Raw genomic sequence first — 20,637 nt, forward strand, 5'->3', positions numbered from 1 at the left:
TGATGGACGGGCTGCAGCTGCAGTGGGCGCTCGCCCCGGAGACGTACGCCATGGTGGGGCGGCTGCGGGGCTGCTTCGACCGGTTGCTGCGGTCGGTGACGGTGGACGGGGCGGGGCTGCCGGAACGGTCCGGTGGCGAGGCGGGCCGGTCGGAGAGCCGACCGGCCTGCCTCGCCGTCCGGGTCAGCCCAGCCAGATCTCGCGGACCGGGCCCAGAGGGTCGGACTCGGCGTGCGGTTCGGCGTCCCAGATCATCGTGGAGCGCTGTGAGGTGGTGTAGCGCGGCCAGCCGGCACCCGGGTCGAGATCGGTCACGAAGGCGACCCAGGCGGAGTGCATGACGTCGGTCAGGCGCTGCGGCGGGTTCTCGCCCAGAGCTGCGGTGACACCTTCGGCGTCGGCGGGCAGGCCGAAGGCGAAGGGCAGGTCGAGGCAGTGGCTTGCCAGGCCCGCGTAGGTCCCGGCGGTGGACGTGTAATTGAACTGGTAGAGCCAGGTGGGGAGTTGGCGGGCGGCGCGGGCCTCGGCGATGGCGAGGGAGGGGGCACGGAAGGTGGTGTCGGTGGCCGCCTGGCCGAGGAGGGCGCCCGGGGTGTCCTTGTTGAGGTCGAGGAAGCGCTGGGTGCGGTCCGGGTCCAGGCCCATGGCGGCGAGCGCGGCGCGCAGTGTCTCCTCGCCGCCGTCCGGGGCGGGCATGAGGTTGAACTCGTGGGAGGTGAAACCGAGCATCAGCGGGGTGCCGGTGCCCGCGTCGCCGGTGGTGAGAGCGTCCATCACCGGGACGGGGATCAGATCGCCGTCGGCGAAGGGGGCGAGGGCGACCAGCGGCAGCGACTGGCGCTCGGGACCGGGCGCGTTCAACGCGTCCATGAGGGCGAGGTGCCCGTCGTCGGACTTGTCGCGGAGCGCGGCGGCGGTCGCCGGGACCCCGGTCCGCTCGGTGAACAGGCGGGAGACGGTCAGCGCCATGTCACGTCCCTGCGGCTGCATCACCGCTCCGGACACCGAGATCGCGCCCCGGAACAGGCCCTGCGCGGCAGGCGTCGCGAGCAGTGTCTGGACTGCGCCGCCGCCCGCCGACTGACCCGCGACGGTCACCTTGGACGGGTCGCCGCCGAAGGCCGCGATGTTGTCACGCACCCGCTGAAGGGCCGCGATCCAGTCGAGCACCCCACGGTTGTCGGGCGCGTCCGCCAGGTGCAGGAAGCCCTCGATGCCCAGCCGGTAACCGAGCGAGATCACGATCACGCCGTCCCGGTTGAAGGCCGCCCCGTCGTACCAGGGGCTGGCTGCCGAACCGGCCACGTAACCACCGCCGTGGATCCACACCAGGACCGGGAGGCCGCTCCCGGCAGGGGAGGCGACGTCCGGGGTGAACACATTCAGGTTGAGGATCGATTCGCCCGGAACGGTCGGCTCGGGAATGGTCGTGACCTCTCCGAACGGACGGCGCTGAGCGGTCGGCCCGTACGCCGTCGCGTCCATCACCTCGGTCCACGGCTCGGGCGGAACCGGAGCCGCGAACCGCAGCTCACCGACCGGCGGCGCGGCGTACGGGATGCCGAGGAAACGCATCCCGCTCTCGCGGCGCTCGCCGCGCACGGGGCCGCTGCTGGTCAGGACGGTGGGGCTGGTGGTCATCAGGGGTGACTCCTGCTCTGCGGGTGGAGGTCGGGCATCCGGGTACCCAAAGCGTCGCAGAGGCCCAGATCGGCCCCGAAGGGGGAAACCGGATCGGCCGTGTCGTGGGGCACGTCGGACCGGGACGCCTCGACCGCGGCCATCGAGCGCGGCAGCTCGTACGGCAGTCGGCCCACTGCCCTGGCCCGTCCGGACGCCACATCGAGCAGCGCCTCGTCGCTCGCGCCGAAGTCGACGATCAGCGCCGCCGCCCGCTCGGCGGTCTCCGGGATGGCGGCAGGCCGCTCCAGGTTGAGACAGACGACGGGCGGTACGGCGTCGAGGAGGTCCAGGACTCGCTTCGGCTCCTCCTCTGTGAAGTCCAGGCGCCCGGAGTGGAAGAGCTGTTCGAACTTGCTCTCCCGGAACTCGTACGGGGTGAACGGGCGCAGCATCGCGAGGTCCGCGTCCGCGGGGGCGTCCACCAACTCGCCGAACCGGGCCGCGACCCGCGTGTCGAGACCTTCGACGTACGGCTTCGGATGTTTGTCGGCCGCAGAAGCCCCACAGCAGTTCCAGGGCACTCCGCCGATCTCGTCGTCCGCGACCGAGGCCAGCGGCCGGCCTGACCCGTCACGGGACATGTCCGCCACGCAAAGCACCAGATCAGAACCCATGACGAGCCACCGAACCATCCATGAGCCAGTGCTTGGGCCTGTTCTCCACGGGCTGTCCGACGAGGGTGCAGGTGGCCCAGGGCTGGCGGATGGTGATGCCGCGGATCCGACGGACACGGCGAATTCGTCGCCGCTCATCCGGGCCGCGATTGCCTGGCGGCTCGCGGTCCTGCGGGCGACGCGTCGGCCGATGATCTGGATGACGGCGTCGCCCGCAGCGTGCCGTAGGTGTCGTTGAGAGCCTTGAAGCCGATCCTGTCCGGCAGCAGGACATGCAGGGTGTCACGGCGGCGGGTGCGCAGAAGACGTTCGCTGTGCGCGATGAGTCCGCCGTTTCCGAGGACGCCGCTCGGCTCCCTGTCGGGTCGGTCACGGCTGGGTGGATCACTTGCTTCGGAGCGGGCGGGCAGGGTTTCGTTGTCGCGGGCCGAGGCTGCGGTGGAGCATGAGCCGGCCGTGTACCCGCTCGACCGTGGCTGTGGGGTCGCTGCTGCTGTCCGGCAGTGGGGGGCGGTGTCGGGTCGTCTGTCTGCCGGATCCTGTTCTTGTGGCCAACGTGCGGTGGCCAGCGGGTACCGCCGCCCTCGCAACGGCAGTCCTGAAGGTCTGGAAGCGGTTGCGAGGAAGCGGCATCAGGCGGTCGGCGTCGTCGGTACGGTCAGCGTGGACAGCAGCGCCAGGTCGGCCTGCTCAAGGCTGTCCAGCACGGCGATCCGGTCGGCCTCGGCGATCGGCACAGTGGAGGGGACGGCCAGCACCGAGCAGCCGGCCGCGCGCGCGGAGGCGACACCGGTCGGAGTGTCCTCGACGGCCACGCAGACCGCGGGGTCCAATCCGAGTCGATCGGCGGCGGCCAGGTAGGGGGCTGGGTCGGGCTTGGTGCGCTCGGTGTCCTCGGCGGCGAGAGTGACGGTGAACCAGTGATCGCCGAGTCTGGCGAGGACCAGGTCCACTACGCGGCGAGGTGAGGCCGAGACCAGCGCGGTGGGCACGGCGGCGTCGCCCAGTTCGGCGAGCAGCGCCAGTGCGCCGGGCCGGGGGACGACCTCGGCGGCGACCTTGCTGCTGAACGTGTCGCTGAGGATCTCGGCCAGGGCGTTCGCGGTGAAGCTGGTCCGGGTGATGCGGCACAGGTGGGCGGCGGTGTGTTCGACAGCGCGGCCGAGCACCTCGGGCAGGTCCTCCTCGGTGAGGGTGTGGCCGAGACGGGCGGCGAGATCGGTCGTGGTCCGGAGCCAGAGACGCTCGGTGTCGACCAGCGTGCCGTCCATGTCGAACAGGACAGCGGCAGGGGGTACGGGCACGGCAGTCCTACCTTCTTCGATCACGGCTTGATTGATCACTCGTGAGGCCGGTGGCTCCGGGGTTCCGTTCCCGGAGAGCCTCGGTCAGTCACGCTTCCTGGGCCTCAGCCGGAGCGTGAGGATCTGGAACGGGCGCAGTGCCAGGTGCACTCTTTGGCCGTCCGCTTGTACGACGTCCGTGTTCCCGCGGGGGTCGGGTTCGCGCTCCAGCAGATCGGTCTCGGCGGCGGAGGCCAGAGGGAATCCGGCGGTCAGGACGGTTCGGGCGCGTCCCCCGAATGCCTCGTAGAGGCGTACGACGACGTCGCCGGAGCGATCGTCGGCGAGTTTGACCACTTCGATGACAACAGTCTCGTTGTCCGCGGTGACGAGCGGCTCGACCTCGGCCGAGCCGAGGAGGCTGCGCTCGGGCTGATTGAAGGCGTAGCCCTCGCGGACGGCGTCGGCGATGTCGGCGCCGATGACGAACCCGTATCGCAAATGGTGATGGCCCTGGTCGGCATCAGGGTCGGGGAAGCGGGGAGCGCGGAGCAGGGAGAGCCGGACGGTGGTGGTGGTGGTGCCGCCGTCTGCGCGGACGTCCCGGGTGACCTCGTGCCCGTAGGTCGAGTCGTTGACCACAGCCGCGCCCCACCCCCGTTCGCCGAGGTGCAGGAAGCGGTGGGCGCAGATCTCGAACTTGGCGGCGTCCCAGCTGGTGTTGGCGTGGGTGGGGCGCCGGACGTGTCCGAAGGGGATCTCCGCGCTGGAGTGGTCGGCCCGCACGTCGAGCGGGAAGGATGCCTTGAGGAGCTTCTCCTTCTCGTGCCAGTCGATCTCGGTGTCGATGTCCAGACGTCGCGAGCCTTCGGACAGGGAGACCAGCTGTTCGATGCGGGAGTCACCGAAGGTCCGCACGATCCGGACACCGGCTTCCTCCGCCTCGACCGAGTCGGCGTCGAGGAGGTTGTGAACGGTGTTGCGGTAGAAGGCGTCGATGTCCCAGGCGTCGTACTCGTTGGGGAAGTCCTGGTGCAGCTGGAGGAGGTTGGCGGCGGCACCAGGGGCGAGCGCTTCGCGTTCGGCCGCGATGTCGTACGCCGAGGTAACCAGGCCCTGGGCACCGATACGGATGCGGACCAGGCCGTTGTCCAGCGCGAAACCGTCCCCGCAGGGGACCGGGACGACAGGTCGGCCCGACGGCCGGGTGCGGAGCGTGGCGCCGAGGGCGGGGACACCGTCGCGGGCGAACGGAGCGGCGTTGAAGACCACGGGCAGATCGCCTTCGCCGGCCAGGGCACGCTGGGCGGCGTCAGTGATCGCGCGCAGATCGGCGGTGACGGCGGCGTAGGTCTGCTCCGCCTCCCGGTGAACCCAGGCGATGGAGGAGCCGGGCAGGATGTCGTGGAACTGGTGCAGCAGGACCGTCTTCCACAGCCGGTCCAGGGCCTGGTACGGGTACGCGAATCCGGTGCGCAAGGTGGCGGTCGCCGACCACAGCTCGGCCTCTCGCAGCAGGTGCTCGCTGCGCCGGTTGCCCTGCTTGGTCCTCAGTTGGCTGGTCAGTGTGCCGCGGTGGAACTCCAGGTACAGCTCCCCCTGCCACACCGGCGCGTCGGGGTATTCGGCGTGTGCCCGCTCGAAGAAGTCCGCGGGGCTCTCGATGACGACCCTGGCCGAGCCCTCCAGGTCGACGAGACGCTCGGCCCGGGCCAGCATCTCCCGGGTGGGGCCACCGCCGCCGTCTCCGTAGCCGAACGGGAGCAGCGAGCTGTTGGCTGCTTCCTTGTCCTGGAAGTTGCCGACGGCATGGGCGAGTTCGGCGCCGGTGATCTCGGCGTTGTAGGTGTCGACCGGCGGGAAGTGGCTGAAGATCCTGGTGCCGTCGATGCCCTCCCACCAGAAGGTGTGGTGCGGGAACTTGTTGGTGGTGTTCCAGGAGATCTTCTGGGTGAGGAACCACCGGATTCCTGCCAGTTTCATCAGCTGCGGCATGGCCGCGTTGTACCCGAAGGTGTCGGGCAGCCACATCTCCTCGGTCTCGACGCCGAACTCGTCGAGGTAGAAGCGCTTCCCATGGATCAGCTGCCGGACGAGGGCCTCACCGCCGGTGATGTTGGTGTCGGGTTCCACCCACAGGCTGCCGACAGGCAGGAACTGCCCCTTCTCCGCCTTCTCCTGGACCCGGCCGTAGACCTCGGGGCGGTGCTCCTTGAGCCAGGCCAGCTGCTGGGCCTGGGACATGGCGAACAGGAAGCCCTGGTGTTCGTCCATGAGGTGGGTGACGTTGGAGAGCGTCCTGGCGACCTTGCGGATGGTCTCGCGCAGCGGCCACAGCCAGGCGGTGTCGATGTGGGCGTGTCCGATGGCGGACATGCGGTGGGCGCTGGCGGCCGCGGGAGCGGCGAACGCCGGGCGCAGCACCTCGCGGGCGGCGGTGGCGCTGTCCGCGATGTTCTGCAGGTCGACTGCGTCCAGGGCCCGCTCGATGGTGTGCAGGAGCTGCCAGCGGCGCGGGTCTGCCTCGGGCAGTTCGCGCATGAGCTCCCCGAGGACGTCCAGGTCCTGGGCGAGTTCCCATACCTGTGCGTCGAAGACCGCCAGCTCCAGTCGGAGCAGCTGGTACAGGGGGGCGCTCTCGGAGCCGGCTCCTGTCATCCAGGAGGGCTGTTCCCCGGTCCGGGACGGGATGTGGTCATCGTTCAGGTTGGGGTTGGCGGCGGCCTCGACGTAGTAGGTGAACTCCTCGCCGCCGGCCGCCGGGTCGGCGACCGGGATGTAGGCGTTGCGGGGGTTGAGGGCCTTTACCACGCTGCCGTCCGCCCGGTAGACCAGGCCCTCGGCGGAGAAGCCTGCGCCGGTGACGTTGAAGCCGAGGTCGATGACCGCCTCGACCGACAGGCCTGCCCACTCCTGCGGAACTCTGCCGCTGATCCTGAACCAGCTCGTGGACCAGGGCGGACCCCACCGGTGACCGAGCGTCACGGGTTCGTACGGTGCGGCCAGGCCGTCGGCCACGGGGACCGGCTCGCCCTGCACGCTCCAGATCGCGATCTCGACCGGGACGGTACGGGCGTGGGCCGCAGGCCGGATGCGCTGGTTCAGCACCCGGTCGAGCCGCTGCTCGGTGAGGCGTCGCTTGCTGTGCATGGAATCCTCTGCAGTCGGTGGAGGACGGTGATCTTCTTGCGGTCGGCTCGCCGACAGGAGCGGTGTGGGAACAGGGGCGTCAGACCGTCCACCACACCGTGGCGTTCGCGTCCAGCTCGAAGCTCGCGCCGTGGGAGCCGTTGGTGGGGCCGATCGGGGAGCCGACGAGCAGCAGATGTCCGGGGGCGGGGATGCGTACCGCCTCATCGGTGATGTTCATCGTGCAGACGAAGCCCTGGCGCTGGAGGTTCATGTGGGCGTGGCCGGTCGGTCCGACTGGCTGAGGTGTGATGTCCGGTGTCACGGACGTCAGTCCTCGACGGGGCCCAGATCGGGAGTACCCCGCAGTTCCACCGTGCGGGTGGTGGCGCCGTGCAGTTCGAGGACCGTGATCTCGTTCCGGCCGGCGTTCAGGATCGGCGCGGGGACGTAGAGAGTGGTCTGCGGTCCTCGGGACCAGTACCGGCCGAGTGCGAAGCCGTTGATCCAGACGTGGCCCTTGGTCCAGCCGTCCAGGGCGATCCAGCCGTCGGCCGGCTGGCCGATGTCCAGGTGCCCGCGGTGGAACGTGGGGCCGACCGGGGGCGAGGCGTGCTCGAACGCGGTGAAGGACAGCCGGTCCAGATCGTCGAGAGGCAGCGGCCGGCTGTACCAGCTCTCCGGCGCCAGTGCGTTGACGGAGACCTCGCCGAGCAGCCCCTTGCGGTCGTGCATGCCCCGCCCGTAGTTCACCCTGCCCTGGTTCTCCACCAGCACGGCCAGTTGTGCACCGCGCCGGGGGGTGTGGAAGGCGAGGGCGTGCTCATGGTTCTCGCGTTCCAGGACGCCGACCGGCTGGCCGTCGACGAAGACCTGGGCGCGGTCGTGTACCTGGGCGATGCGGAGGACGGTCGGCCCGGCCGACGGGAGCTCCGTCTCGTACAGGATGAATCCGAAGGACTGGCCGAGCTGTTCCATGGCCTGGGGGCGGTCGGCGTGCACCGCGCTGCCGAGCCGCTCGCACTGGTCCAGGAGGTCGGCGCATGCGGTGAGTTCCACGGCGGCCGGGGCAAGCTTGGGTGCGGGGGCGGGTACCGGCTCCTCGGGGACGGGCGCGTGCCGGGCGATGACCTCGCGGAAGGCGGCGTATTTGGGGGCGGGATCGCCGGCCTCGTCCAGAGGCGCGTCGTAGTCGTACGACGTGACGGTGGCTCGGTAGGTGCCCTTGTCGTTGGCACCGTTGGTGAATCCGAAGTTGGTGCCGCCGTGGAACATGTAGATGTTGACCGAGGCGCCGGCCGTGAGCAGCCGGTCGAGGTCCGCCGCGGCGTCGGCCGTGCTGCGGGTGACATGGGTGCCGCCCCAGCGGTCGAACCAGCCGATCCAGAACTCGCTGCACATCAGCGGTCCGGACGGCTGATGCGTGCGCAGGGCGGCGAGCCCGGCGTCCACCCGGCTGCCGAGATTGACGGTGCGCAGGACGCCGTCGAGGCCGCCGCGCTCCAGGTCGGAGGGCTGGTCGCAGGTAAACAGCGGTACGTCGACTCCCTGCCGGTGCAGCAGCTCCGCCAGATCCTCCAGGTAGCCGGAGTCGTCGCCGTACGCACCGTATTCGTTCTCCAGTTGCACGGCGAGGATCGGGCCGCCACGAGTGGAGAGGTAAGGAAGGACGGGCGGCAGCAGGGCAGCGAGGTAGTCGTCCACCGCCTTCAAGTAGCGCGGGTCGCGGCTGCGCAGTTCGATGTCCTCGTCGGCGAGCAGCCAGGAGGGCAGGCCGCCGCCCTCCCACTCGGCGCAGATGTACGGGCCGGGGCGGAGCAGTACGTGCAGGTCTTCGGCGGCGGCCAGATCGAGGAACCGGGGAAGATCGAGACCTGCGTCCAGCCGGAACTCACCCGGATGGGGCGAGTGGACATTCCATGGGACGTAGGTCTCGACCGTGTTCAGTCCCATCAGGCGCGCCTTGCGAAGCCGGTCGGCCCACTGTTCCGGATGGATCCGGAAGTAGTGCAGCCCGCCGGAGATGATCCGCAGCGGTCGGTCGTCGAGACGGAAGCCGTCTGAGGCAACCTCGAGTCGTGGCATGGCCGTGGTCTCCTCGATGATGGAACTGATGGAGGTGGGTCAGTTCAGCGGACGGCAGAGCAGTGCGTCGGGGACTCCGCCGTGGTTCCACTTCCAGGTGAAGGCGACGCCGGCGACGTACTCGTTGTCGGCGCACTGACCCTTGTAGTAGCCGGGAGCCCAGTCGCTTTCGACCGAGCCGCCGGTGGCCGGGCGGTTGTCGCCCTGGTCGAACCAGACGTTGCGGCCGTTCAGCGGCAGCGGTGCGGCGGACGGCGCACAGAGCAGGCCGGCCATGGAGTTGCCGTTGGCGCTGTAGCCGACGGCGAAGGTGTTGTCGGGGCACTGGAGTTTGTTGTAGCCCGAGGCCCAGTCGCCGTGGGTGACGTAGCGCTCGTCATGGACGGCCACCCAGTCACCGGCTCCCTTGGCGGGCTGGCCCGCGTCGGTGCACAGGCCGCGCTTGTCGCTGCGGCCGAGGCCGGTCAGACGCTGGCTGTCGGGGCAGTTGCCCTTGCGGTGGCCGGGGCTCCAGTCGCCCTGGGCGAGCATGCGGGAGGAGACGTTGTGGTCGCGGAAGTCGAGGTCGAGCATGTTCCAGTGGTTGACCTGTGCGACCGGACCGGTCGTTCCCGAGGCGTTGACCAGTTTGTTCCAGTCGGCGGACCGCCAGTCACCTGAGTCGCTGACGCTCTGCCGTTTACCGGCGGCGTCGTAGGAGATCAGGGCCCAGGTGTCCTGCGGGGTGCCATTGGCGCCGGTCCATCCGACCAGCGGCCAGATGGCGAAGTCGGTGTCGTTCTCGACCAGGATGTCGGTGAAGTTGCCGAACCAGGTCTTCTCCTTGGTGTCCTGCGACCCTCGGCCGGCGGCTCCGAACTCGCTGATCCAGACGGGGGCGGTGAAGTGCTGGCCGGACTGAGTGACGAACAGGGCCTCGTCGTGCACCAGTTGCTTCAGCTTCTCGAGCGGGAAGTCCTCGTACGGCCAGTCGTTGGTGTGCCCCGGTCCGCTGTCGGCACCCGTGTAGTTCGGGCCGGTGTAGCCGTAGAAGTGCGCGGCGTAGACCAGCTTGCCCGAGGTGATCAGGGTGTTGGAGAGTTCACGGACCGGCGTCAGCATCGGCCTGCCGTAGTCCAGTCCGTCCAGCGGGATGCCGTACCAGTTGATGCCCTCCATGATGACCAGCATGTCGGGGTCGGCCTGCAGGATGCGGGTGCCAGCCAGCTCGAAGGCCGCGTAGGTGTCGTGGTCGTCACCCCGGCCCCAGTTGGGGTCGTCCCAGGTGTCGCGGCGGATCTCGTTGCGCAGGTCGGCTCCGACGACACGCTTGTTCGCCTTGTAGCGGTTGACCAGGAAGAGCCAGTCGTCCTGCCACTGCTGGGCGGACTGGCCGCTGTTCCAGCGTTCGTTTCCGTCCAGGCCGCAGCAGAAGCGGTAGGAGGTGGTGTGGTTGTTGAGGATGACCGCGAATCCCTCGGCGGTCAGGGCCGCCACCACCGCGTCGAACACCTGCAGCGGGGTCTTGCCCTTCAGCTGCGGGTTGGCCGCGACCGCGGAGTCCGGTACCACCGTGGTGTCCCGCATCATCGCGTTGGCGAACGGCAGGCGGATGCTGTTCAGCCCGAGCTCGTGGAAGTCGGCCATGATCTGTGTCATCGGCGCGCGGTCCAGGCCCAGCGGAAGGTTGTTCGACATCTGGTCCGCCTGGTGGTTCGCGGGGTCGTTGACGTCGCCGCTGCCTTCCCAGGTGCCCTGGGCACCGGCCCAGTTGCCGGCCTTCAGCTTGAAGCGGTTGCCGTCGGCATCGACGATGTACCGCCCACGGGTACTCAGCGGCGCCGTCCAGGAGGCTGCCAACTGCGGTCCGGTCATGGGAGTGGCGGTGTCGGTGGCGCCGGGGGGCGCTGCGACGGAGCCGGTGGTTCCCGCGAGGACGAGGGTGACCGCGGCAGCCGTGGCGGGCAGGATTCGGGAGAAGAATCTCCTGACGGCGGGAGCCGACCTGTCGGATCTCATGATTGTCCCCTCCAAGGGTGGGGTGGGTGTGGGGGTTGGATCTTCAGGTGGTGCGGCCCGGACCGGTGGTCCGGAGTCAGTGCGGCTCAGCCCTTGAGGCCGCTGGTGGCGATGCCTTCGACGATGTAGCGCTGGGCGACCAGGAACATGGCCACCAGTGGGGCGATGGTCACGACGGCTCCGGCGAACAGGCCGGGCAGGTTAATGGTCTGTGAGGTGAGGAACGTCGACAGGGCGATCTGGGCGGTCCACGCGGACGGGTCCTGGCCGATGACCAGCGGCCACAGGAAGGCGTTCCAGCTGTCGATGAAGGCGAGCGCGCCGAGCGAGGCGAGCATCGCTCCGGACGACGGCAACGCGATCCGGCGGTAGAGGCCCAGCCAGCCGAGCCCGTCCAGGCGTCCGGCCTCCTCGATCTCGCTGGGGAACTGGAGGTAGAAGTTACGGAAGAGGAGAACGGCGAAGGGGTTGAACAGGCCGGGTGCGATGATTCCCCACAGCGTGTTGACCCCGCCCATGGAGCCCACGACGACGAAGGTGGGAACGAACGTCACCGAGCCGGGGATCATCAATGTGGCCACGACCAGGGCGAGCATGACGCCGCGTCCGGGTACCGGGATGCGCGCGAGGGCGTATCCGGCGGCCGAGGCGAGGAGCGTCGACACCGGGGCGGTGATCGCGGCGATCAGCAACGAGTTGCCGAGGGCCTGCCCCATGTGCAGGGCGGGGTCGCTGAAGAGCGCGCTGAAGTTCTCCCAGTGCATCGTCGACGGCCACCAGCTCCAGTCCGGTGACGTCAGGCCCTGCGTGTCCATCAGCGCGTTGCGCAGCATCAGGTAGAAGGGCGCCAGGAACACCGCTGTCAGCAGGCCCGCCAGCAGGCCGCGCACGGACCGGCTCACTACCTGCGGCAGGTGTCGTGTTGTTGTCATGCTGCTCACTCCTCCCCCTTCCCGAAGCCGGTGAGCCGGCCCTGGATCAGGGTCACACCGACGATGAGGGCGGTGAGTGCGAAGGCTCCGGCCGATCCGAGGCCGTAGTTCTGGGAGCCCATCGCCGTGTCGTAGAGGTAGCCCAGGGGGGTTCGGATCGGGGCCGCGGCCGACCCGGACAGCCCGCTGTTGAACAGGTTGTAGAACTCGTCGAACGCTTGGAAGGCAGCGATGAACTGCAGCATCAGGACGGCCACCGAGGTGTTGCGCAGCATCGGCAGGGTGATCCTGCGCAGCAGACGCAGGCCGGTGGCGCCGTCGAGTGCGGCGGCCTCGTACATCTCCTTGGGGATGGCCTGGAGCCCGGCCAGGAAGAGCACCATGTAGAAGCCGACCTGGAGCCAGAGGCGGAGGCTGACGAGGACGACCCAGTACAGCGGCGGCGAGGTGGTCTGGAGCCACGGGACGGCATCCATGCCGAACCATCCGCCGATCGTGTTGGCGATGCCGCTCGGCAGCCCGTTGAACAGCGACATCTTCCACAGCAGGGAGGCTGCGACGTAGGAGACGGCGGCCGGGATCAGGAAGGCGGTGCGCAGCACGGCCCGGCCGCGCCGGATCCGGTGCACCAGCAGCGCCAGCCCCAGCGAGGCGGCGAACGTCACCGGCACGATGAACACCGTGAACAGCAGGATCTGTCCGAGCGACTTGCGGAACACCGCATCGGAGAGCAGCGCCCGGTAGTTGTCCAGGCCGACCCAGTGACCCAGGGCGATACTGCCGCGTGCCTCACTGAGGCTGAGCAGGAAACTCCAGCCGATGGCCACGTACTTGAAGACGCCCAGGCCGATCAGCAGGGGCCCGGCGAGCAGTGCGAACGCTCCCCAGGCACGCCGGTCCGGGCGGGAACGACGGACGGGGGCGGTGCCCCGCGGCTTGGCCTCGGGGCACCCGACACGCTCGTGGTGAAGCGTGGGTGGAGGTGGGGACTTCATCATGCGCGCTGCTTGTCGATCTCGCCCTGGGCCTTCTTGGCCGCGTCGGCCAGGAGCCGCTCCGCATCGCCCTTCCCGCTGACGATCTTCGCCGCGGCCGCGGTGAAGAGGGAACTCACCGCAGTGTTCCAGGTGCTGGGGTTGTTCCTGCCGTACTTGGCGGCCAGCTCGACGGTCTCCTTGGCCGACCCCTGGGTGAGCTTGTCGGCGGTGGCGGCAACGGACGTGCGCGGCGGGATGTGGAGGCCGTAGCTCTGCGACCAGTCCGTCTGGAGGTCGGTCTGCTGGATCCAGAGCCACTGGACGAACTTCTTGGCCGCCTCCACGTTCTTGCCCTTGGCGTTGACGCAGGTGCTCCAGCCGCCGACGCGCACTGCGGGCTTGCCGCCGGGCTTGAAGGCGGGCCACGGCAGGACGCCGAAGTCGTCGCCGAGCGCGGTCTTGATGGCGGGCATCGACCAGAGGCCGCCCCACTGCATCGGGACGGCGTTCTGGGTGAGGGCGGCGGGATCCCACCAGTCGGTGGTGAAGCCAAGCAGCAGGGACCGGTCGTCGTGAAGGCGCTTGAGTCCGGCCACGGCCTCGGCGGCCTGGGGGGATCCGAAGCCCGCCTTGCCGTCCTCGGTGACGAGATCGCCGCCGTTGGAGAACACGGACAGGATGGCACTGTCGCCCAGGCCGTCCTGGCCGACGAACAGCCCCTTGGTCTTCTTGGAGCTCAGGGCCTTTGCCGCGTCGGCGAGCGCGTCGAAGCTGTCGGGCGGGGTGATGCCGGCCTTGGACAGCACGCTCTTGCGGAAGTAGAGCATCATGACGTCGTCGAGCGTCTTGACGCCGTACAGCTTGCCGTCGACGGTCACCATCTCGCGGGCGCCCGGGTTGAAGTCGGACTTGGCGCTGCCGTAGATGTCGTCCAGTGGGGCTATCTGGCCCCGCCGGGCGAAGCTCTCGCTGAAGTCTCCTATCTCGAAGACATCCGGGGCGGCGTCGGTGAGCAGGGTCGCGTAGAGCTTGCCGGAGTAGTCGCCGGGGGTCCAGGTGACCTTGACCGCGATGTCCGGATTGGCCTTGGTGAACGCGGTGGCATAGCGGGTCAGGGCCTGCTGGGTGCCGGCCTCGCCGTAGGCGTGGGACCAGACGTTCAGGGTGGTCTTCGCCCCGGCGGAGCCACCGCCGGCCGGGTCGGTACTGCAGCCGACCGCCGCTCCGGCGACGAACAGGATGGATCCGCCGAGGAAGCCTCTGCGGCTAAGCTTGGAGCTCCGTGCGCTCACTTCGCGTCCTTCAGGTTCAGAGGGTTGGGTGTACGTGGTGTTGTCCGGCGCAGCCGGTGTCCGGCATTCACAGTTGGCAGACGGTGATGGACATCGGTCGCGCCGGAGGCATGGGCCGGCGAACAGGGTGGTGACGCTCGCTCAGGGGAAAAGGGCCTGGATGCCGACGACGGCGGCGCCGCGGGCCCACTCCTCCCAAGGGAGTGGACGCAGGGTCAGCGGGCATTTCGCCGCTGCTTTGAAGCAGTGCGCTTCGTAGGCGTCCCTGATGTGCATTCCGAAAAGGTCGTAGGTGTCGAGCCCCTCGCCCGTGACGACGACGCGCTCGGGACCTATGAGGTTCACAAGGGTGGCGATGCCGACGCCGATGGCACGGCCCGCCCTCGCGAAGGCGCTCTGCGCGGCGGGGTCTCCACCACGGGCGAGCTCGACGGCGCCGTCGAAGTCCAGGTCCGGGTCGTCGGTGGCGCGGCGGATGGCGGCGAGGATGGCGTCGCTGGAGGCGATGGCCTCGACGCAGCCGGTCTGGCCGCAGTGGCATCGTGGCCCTGTCGGGTCGATGCTTATGTGCCCCATCTCTCCGGCGACGCCGTACGCGCCTGCGACCAGATCACCGTTGATGACGATCCCGGAGCCGATCCCGGAACCGATGGTGACCAGCGCGAAGTATTCGGTGCCGATGCCCTCGCCGAACCAGTGCTCGGCGGTGGTGATGGCCTTGACGTCGTTCTCCACGGTGACGGTCAAGCCGGTCGCCGCGGCGACGGTCTCGGCCAGCGGCACGTCGCGCCAGCTGGGCAGCCCGGAGTAGCGGACACGCCCACAGGCGCGGTCCACGTCGCCGGAGACGGCGATGCCCAGGTGCCGGGTGCGGGCCCGGTATTCGGGCTTCGCCTCGAGGAGTTCGGCGACGAGGTCGGCCAGTAGCCCGCATACGGCGGCCGGGGCGCGGTCGTCCAACGGTCGGCTGGCGGTGGTGCGCATGTGGGCCCGCAGGTCGCAGACCGCGCCGTAGAGGGTGTCGGCGCTGATCTTCACACCGACGACGAACTCCCGGTCGGAAGTGACGGCCAGTGGGTTCACGGGGCGTCCGGCCCCTGGAGCGGTGCGCTCCGGGGGGAGTTCGTGCAGGTATCCGTCGTCGATGAGTGGTCGCGCGGCCTTGGTCACGGCGGTCGAGGACAGGCCCGTCCGGCGGGCCAGCTCCACCCGGCTGAGCGGGCTCTCGGCCAACAGCAGAGCGAGGATGGCGGTTTCGGCCGGTGCGGTGACCAGTGGCTGCGAGTGGTTTGGAAACACGGCGGCAACCTACCGGCAAATAAATAACTTCGTCCAGTATTGATTTTCCTGTTCGAGCGGTCCTACGCTCTGGCCCAACTCCGGTCACTTCAAACGCCGTTTGGCGATTCCGTCTGCCGGGTCCTCTCCGTCGCTCGACACCCCTCGGGACCTCCTGTGCCTCCCACGTCCTCATCCGTTTCCTTCGACCCCACCCGCGGGCTGGTGGTCCTGCGGACCCCGAACAGCGTCTACGCCGTGCGCATCGGCGCCGACGGCAGCCCCCGGCATCTGCACTGGGGGGAAGTGCTCGACACCGACGCCCTCTGTGGACTGCCTGCGGCCGCTTCACCTGCCGCGAGCAGCTTCGAGTCAGACCCCGCCCCGGACGAGTTGGCCCCGCAGACCGGTGCGCGGTTCGGGCCGGCCGGCCTCCAGGTGCGGTTCGCCGACGGCACCCGCGGCGTCCAGTGGTCCTTCACCGGGCACACGGTCCGGGACGGGGAGCTTCGCCTGCAACTGGCCGACCGCCGGTACCCGCTGGCCGCCGAACTGGGCTACCGTGTCCGTCCCGGCAGTGACGTCATCGAGCGCTGGGTGGAACTCACCCACACCGGAGCCGACGATTCGGGCCTCATCAGCGTCGACCGGCTGGACTCCGCCTCCTGGACGGTACCGGCACTGCGCGACTACCGGCTCAACCACCTCGTGGGCGGCTGGAACAGCGAGTTCCAGTTGCAGCGCGACCGGCTCCCGGTCGCCGAGACCGTGCTCACCAGCCGCCGCGGCGTCACCAGCCACCACACCAACCCCTGGCTCGCCCTCGACGACGGCACCGCCGACGAGGAGCACGGCGAGGTCTGGGGCACCGCCCTGGCCTGGAGCGGAAGCTGGCGCATCACCGTGCACCGCGACCCGGTCGGCCGGACCACCTGGACCGGTGGCTTCGGCCACGAAGGAATCAGCTGGACCATCCAGCCCGGTCAGAGCCTGCGCACACCCGTCTTTGCCGGCCTCTACACCCCTGGCGGCTTCGGCGCCGCCAGCCGCGCCTGGCACTCCCACATCCGCACCAGCGTGCTGCCCGCCCCCGACCGGGACCGGCCCGTCGTCTACAACTCGTGGGAAGCCACCGGCTTCGACGTCGGCCAACCCGGCCAGCTACGCCTGGCCCGGCTGGCCGCACGTCTGGGCGCCGAACTCTTCGTGCTGGACGACGGTTGGTTCGGCGGCCGTAGCAGCGACCGGGCGGGGCTCGGCGACTGGACGCCCCGGCCCGATGCGTTCCCCGACGGGCTGCGCCCACTGGCCGACGAAGTGCACCGCCTGGGCATGGCCTTCGGACTGTGGGTGGAGCCGGAAATGGTCAACCGCGACAGCGATCTCTACCGTGCCCATCCCGACTGGGTCATCCACGCAGCGACTCGGGACGCCACCGAGCTTCGCAACCAGCTCATGCTGAACTTCGCCCGTCCTGATGTCGAGGCCTGGGCCCACCGGACCCTGGACCGGTTGGTGCGCGACCACGACATCGACTGGCTCAAGTGGGATGCCAACCGGGTCGTCACCGAAGCCGGTTGGGCCGGCCACCCGGACCCCGACCGGCTGTGGATCGACCACACCCATGCCGTCTACCGCGTCATGGACCGCCTCCGTGCCGACCACCCCGGCCTTCGCATCGAGGCCTGTGCGGGCGGCGGCGGACGGGCCGACCTCGGCATCCTCGCCCGCACCGATCAGGCCTGGACATCCGACAACACCGACCCCGTCGACCGGATCAGCATCCAGCACGGCTTCAGCCAGCTCTTCCCCGCCCAGGCCATGGCCGCCTGGGTGACCGACAACCCCAACGTCACCACCGGCCGCACCACCCCTCTCCGGTTCCGCTTCCATGTCGCCATGGCCGGATCTCTCGGCCTCGGCGGAGACCTCACCGCTTGGTCCGAGGAGGAGATCGACGAGGCCACCGCGCTCGTCATCCGCTACAAGCAGATCCGCCCCCTGGTCCAGCACGGCTGCCAGCACCGCCTCCACGGCCCGGACGGAGTGACAGCCGTGCACTACGCGTCCCAGGACGACACCGAACATGCCGTCCTTGCCTGGCGCCCCACCACTCGCTTCGGCCATCGGCCCCCCGCGCTCGCTCTGCCGGCACTCGACCCCGCGGCCCGCTATCTCGACATCGACGAGGGCATCGTGCACAGCGGTGCCGTCCTGACCCGGTTGGGCATAGACCTACGGCTGCCCGCCGGCGACTACGCCAGCCGCTTGATCCGGCTGCGCCGCACCGTCTGACCCCCGCCCCTCCTCTGCCCGACCCACGAAGGAACCAAGACATGCCCACACCCCGCGTCCTGGTCGTCGGAATCGACGGCGTCCGCCTCGATCTGCTGCCGATGCTGGAAACGCCCAACCTGGACGAACTCACAGACGCCGGCGTCCTCGCGCCCGTCCACATCGACGACGACACACCGACTATGTCGGGCCCCTGCTGGACCACGATCGTCACCGGTGTCGGCGTGGCCAAGCACGGAGTCTGGGGAAACAACTTCTCCGGAAACCGGCTCGGGGTGTTCCCCGACTTCACCACCCGCCTGGCCACCGAGCAGGGGCTGCGAACCTTCGCGGCCGGCGGTTGGGAACCCCTGTTCCTGGCGCGACAGGGCGGCCCGGTCTTCGCGGCCCCGAGCAGACTCGCCTACATCGCCCCGCGCGAGGACACCCCGCGGGCCTGGGAGGAGTGCGACCAGAGCGTGACCGACGAAGCCGTGAGGGTTCTCAGCTCCGGCGAAGACCTGGACGCCTCCTTCGTCTATCTCGGCGCCGTCGACGAGACCGCCCACTTCCTCGGCTGCGGCCCCGAGTACCGGCACGCGATCGAGACGGCCGACCGACGACTCGGACAGCTCCTCACCGCCGTACGCGCACGTCCCGACGCCCGGTCCGAGGAGTGGACCGTCATCGCGGTGACCGACCACGGCCACCGTGACGAAGGCGGCCACGGCGGGCGCAGCACATCGGAGCGCACCGCCTGGATCGCCGCGAACGGCCCGGGCATCACCCCTTCCACCAAACCGGAAAGCCTCCGCCACGCCGATGTCGCCGCCCACGTCTACGCCGCTCTGGGCATCGCGCCCGACCCGCACTGGACGCTCGACGGACGGCCCTTCCACTCCCCCGCGCCACAGACCGCCTGACGCCGGCAGGAAACCGCCAGCAGGAAACCGCCTGTCGGCGACCGCAAGGCGCGGCAGCCAACCACAAGGACGCCCCACTGACATCGCGCAGAGAGGTCCCATCCGTGGATACCACGTCCCTCGGCTCCATCGACTTGGCCGCCTTCGACCCCGGCCAGTGGGAAGACGGCGCGTACACCCTCGATGTGGGCGAGACACGAATCAGCCTGCGTACCCCCGCCGACAGCGCCACCCTTACCCTGTCGCACGACGACGCTGCCGGGACCGAGGCTCTTGTGACGGCAACGGCGGACGGCAACGTGACCCTGCGCCTGGACGTCCCACTGGGCGACGCCGCGGGGTTCTGGCACCCCGACGCCGGCTGGGAGCGCACCCTGCCCGCCGACTGGTCGGCATGGCGCAGCCTGTCACTCGTTCGATCCGCACCCGTCGGCTGCCTCTACGACACCGCCGGTCGCAGTCTGCTCGCTCTCGCCACCGACCGCACCGTCCAGGAGACCCGGATCCGCTTCGGTGTTTCCGAGGAACGCAAACGCTTCGGCGTGTGGCTCCGGCTCTCTCTCACCGCCGGGCAGACCTACCGAGTCCGCATCTGCGCGCCGGGCACCACCATGGCTGCCGCCCTCCGCCGACTCCGCCAGTGGCTCGCCGCCCTGCCCGACGGAGAGCCGCTGCCCGTACCGGAGTTCGCCCGGACGCCCGTCTACTCGACCTGGTACGCCTTCACCCAGGACGTGACCGCGGCCGAGGTCGAGGAGGAGGCCGCCCTCGCCGCCGTCCTCGGCTGCGGCCAGCTGTTCCTGGACGACGGGTGGCAACTGCACGGCAACGGCCGCGGCTACGCGGGCTGCGGCGACTGGCAGCCGGACCCCGTCAAGTTCCCCGACTTCCGCGCCCACATCAGTACCGTTCGCCGTACCGGACTCCACTGCACCGCCTGGATCGCCCCGCTCCTCCTGGGAGAACGCTCCTCCGCCTACCAAGCCTGGGCACCCTACGCGCCACACCACGTCCCGCATCTCGACTGCCACATCCTCGACCCCCGCCATTCCGAAGTCCGCGCGCACATCGCAGACACCTGCCGCACCCTGGTCGACACGTACCGACTCGACGGCCTGAAGATCGACTTCCTCGACGAGGCCATGGCCTACGCCGCAGTACCCACACCCGACCACCCTGCCCCCGGCTATATTCCGGACGTCGGGGAGGCAATGGCCGCGCTGCTCACCGATATCCGCGACACCCTGCGGGCCCTGCGCGGCAACCAGTTCGTCATCGAGCTGCGCCAGCCCTGCACCGGACCGGCCATGACCGCACTCGGAAACGCGCTGCGCGCCACCGACTGCCCGGCCGATCCCGTCGCCAACCGCATCCGGACGCTGGACATCGCGCTGCTCGCACCCGGCGGAGCAGTCCACTCCGACATGTTGATGTGGGATCCGCAGGCAACACCGGAGAGCCTGGCCCGCCACTTCCACGGGGCCCTGCACTCCGTGCCGCAGATCTCCGTCCGCCTCACCCGGCTCTCCCCGAATCACCGCGAGACACTCGCGTTCTGGCTCGCCACCTGGAGTCGAATGGCTCCCGTCCTCACCTCCGGCCACTACGAACCCGGCCGCCCGGACGAACTCTTCCCCCAGGTCACCGCCATCCACGGAAACCAACGAGTCATCACCAACTACACCGACAAGGTCGTGCCCCTCCCCACCGAGGCCTGGCACTCCCACTCCCTCATCAACGCCTCCACCGCTTCACGAATGGTCCTCGACGTTTCCGGACCACCCCGCCAGGTCTGCGCACAGGTCTATGACGCCCGAGGCCGATTGCAGCAGGCCACGGCTCTCTCCCTCACGCCAGGCATCCACACGGTCGAGGTGCCGCCCTCCGGAATGTGCGTCCTCGACCTGGCTTCCGCCCTCCCCGCACAGGAAGAGGAACGCATACACAGTGCCGCGTCGCCTGCCCAATGACCTCGGCAGATACCCCGGGGCGTGCCGCGCACGGTCATTTCCTCGCCCTGTCGCCAACTGTCGGTCCCGAGGGTCCTCAGACCGTGTCCTATGTGGTGAGCCGGAGGAGTCGTCTGTAGCAGCAGAGTGCGGCGGCGAGGCCGAGGAAGGCCAGGTAGTCGTGGGGTGGCGTTCGTAGCGGTGGTTGAGTCGGCGGTAG

Annotated in this window: 14 protein-coding genes and 1 pseudogene; 3 read left to right on the plus strand and 12 right to left on the minus strand. The window is 69.5% G+C overall.

The genetic code is table 11. From position 1 onward, the window contains the following. Window positions 1–183: 183 nt before the first annotated feature. The 11 genes from EES42_RS31925 to EES42_RS31980 form a co-directional block, all read right to left on the minus strand. Entirely contained in the window at window positions 184–1,641 is a 1,458-nt protein-coding gene (locus tag EES42_RS31925; protein ID WP_124721745.1) for a carboxylesterase/lipase family protein, read from the minus strand. Continuing rightward, window positions 1,641–2,264 carry a hypothetical protein gene (locus EES42_RS31930; protein ID WP_206433677.1) on the minus strand — a complete coding sequence of 208 codons (624 nt, stop codon included), beginning with the start codon at window positions 2,262–2,264 and terminating at the stop codon, window positions 1,641–1,643. The genes EES42_RS31925 and EES42_RS31930 overlap by 1 nt, the downstream gene beginning before the upstream one ends. A gap of 665 nt (window positions 2,265–2,929) precedes the next feature. After that, the gene (locus EES42_RS31940) at window positions 2,930–3,601 is read right to left on the minus strand and encodes an HAD family hydrolase (RefSeq protein ID WP_124721747.1); all 672 of its coding nucleotides are present in this window, start codon (window positions 3,599–3,601) and stop codon (window positions 2,930–2,932) included. A gap of 84 nt (window positions 3,602–3,685) precedes the next feature. Next, window positions 3,686–6,730: an alpha-mannosidase gene (locus EES42_RS31945; protein WP_124721748.1), complete on the minus strand. Its 3,045-nt coding sequence runs from the start codon at window positions 6,728–6,730 to the stop codon at window positions 3,686–3,688. A 79-nt stretch (window positions 6,731–6,809) separates the two neighbouring features. Beyond that, complete coding sequence (locus EES42_RS31950; protein WP_124721749.1) at window positions 6,810–7,034, minus strand: hypothetical protein; 225 nt, start codon at window positions 7,032–7,034, stop codon at window positions 6,810–6,812. 5 nt (window positions 7,035–7,039) lie between these two features. Next, window positions 7,040–8,794 (minus strand): glycoside hydrolase family 35 protein, encoded by a 1,755-nt coding sequence (locus EES42_RS31955; RefSeq protein ID WP_124721750.1) that lies wholly within the window; start codon window positions 8,792–8,794, stop codon window positions 7,040–7,042. A gap of 39 nt (window positions 8,795–8,833) precedes the next feature. Continuing rightward, on the minus strand, window positions 8,834–10,792 hold the full coding sequence (locus tag EES42_RS31960; RefSeq protein WP_241196718.1) for a glycoside hydrolase family 5 protein: 1,959 nt from the start codon (window positions 10,790–10,792) through the stop codon (window positions 8,834–8,836). An 86-nt stretch (window positions 10,793–10,878) separates the two neighbouring features. Beyond that, the gene (locus tag EES42_RS31965) at window positions 10,879–11,724 is read right to left on the minus strand and encodes a carbohydrate ABC transporter permease (protein ID WP_124721751.1); all 846 of its coding nucleotides are present in this window, start codon (window positions 11,722–11,724) and stop codon (window positions 10,879–10,881) included. A 5-nt stretch (window positions 11,725–11,729) separates the two neighbouring features. After that, window positions 11,730–12,722: a carbohydrate ABC transporter permease gene (locus tag EES42_RS31970; RefSeq protein ID WP_241196719.1), complete on the minus strand. Its 993-nt coding sequence runs from the start codon at window positions 12,720–12,722 to the stop codon at window positions 11,730–11,732. Next, the gene (locus EES42_RS31975) at window positions 12,719–13,993 is read right to left on the minus strand and encodes an ABC transporter substrate-binding protein (protein WP_124721752.1); all 1,275 of its coding nucleotides are present in this window, start codon (window positions 13,991–13,993) and stop codon (window positions 12,719–12,721) included. The genes EES42_RS31970 and EES42_RS31975 overlap by 4 nt, the downstream gene beginning before the upstream one ends. A gap of 141 nt (window positions 13,994–14,134) precedes the next feature. Further along, on the minus strand, window positions 14,135–15,292 hold the full coding sequence (locus tag EES42_RS31980; RefSeq protein WP_241196720.1) for an ROK family transcriptional regulator: 1,158 nt from the start codon (window positions 15,290–15,292) through the stop codon (window positions 14,135–14,137). 156 nt (window positions 15,293–15,448) lie between these two features. Here EES42_RS31980 and EES42_RS31985 point away from each other — a divergent pair, with 156 nt between their 5' ends. The 3 genes from EES42_RS31985 to EES42_RS31995 all read left to right on the plus strand — a co-directional run bounded on the left by EES42_RS31985 (window position 15,449) and on the right by EES42_RS31995 (window position 20,438). Continuing rightward, window positions 15,449–17,566, plus strand: a complete 2,118-nt coding sequence (locus EES42_RS31985) for an alpha-galactosidase (RefSeq protein WP_124721753.1) — start codon at window positions 15,449–15,451, stop codon at window positions 17,564–17,566. A 41-nt stretch (window positions 17,567–17,607) separates the two neighbouring features. Beyond that, on the plus strand, window positions 17,608–18,468 hold the full coding sequence (locus EES42_RS31990) for an alkaline phosphatase family protein (RefSeq protein ID WP_124721754.1): 861 nt from the start codon (window positions 17,608–17,610) through the stop codon (window positions 18,466–18,468). 104 nt (window positions 18,469–18,572) lie between these two features. Further along, window positions 18,573–20,438 carry a glycoside hydrolase family 36 protein gene (locus EES42_RS31995; protein WP_124721755.1) on the plus strand — a complete coding sequence of 622 codons (1,866 nt, stop codon included), beginning with the start codon at window positions 18,573–18,575 and terminating at the stop codon, window positions 20,436–20,438. 88 nt (window positions 20,439–20,526) lie between these two features. Here EES42_RS31995 and EES42_RS45695 read toward each other — a convergent pair. Then, window positions 20,527–20,637, minus strand: a pseudogene (locus EES42_RS45695) (IS5/IS1182 family transposase); the annotation flags it as partial.

Source organism: Streptomyces sp. ADI95-17, from assembly GCF_003846175.1.
GTDB lineage: Bacteria > Actinomycetota > Actinomycetes > Streptomycetales > Streptomycetaceae > Streptomyces > Streptomyces sanglieri.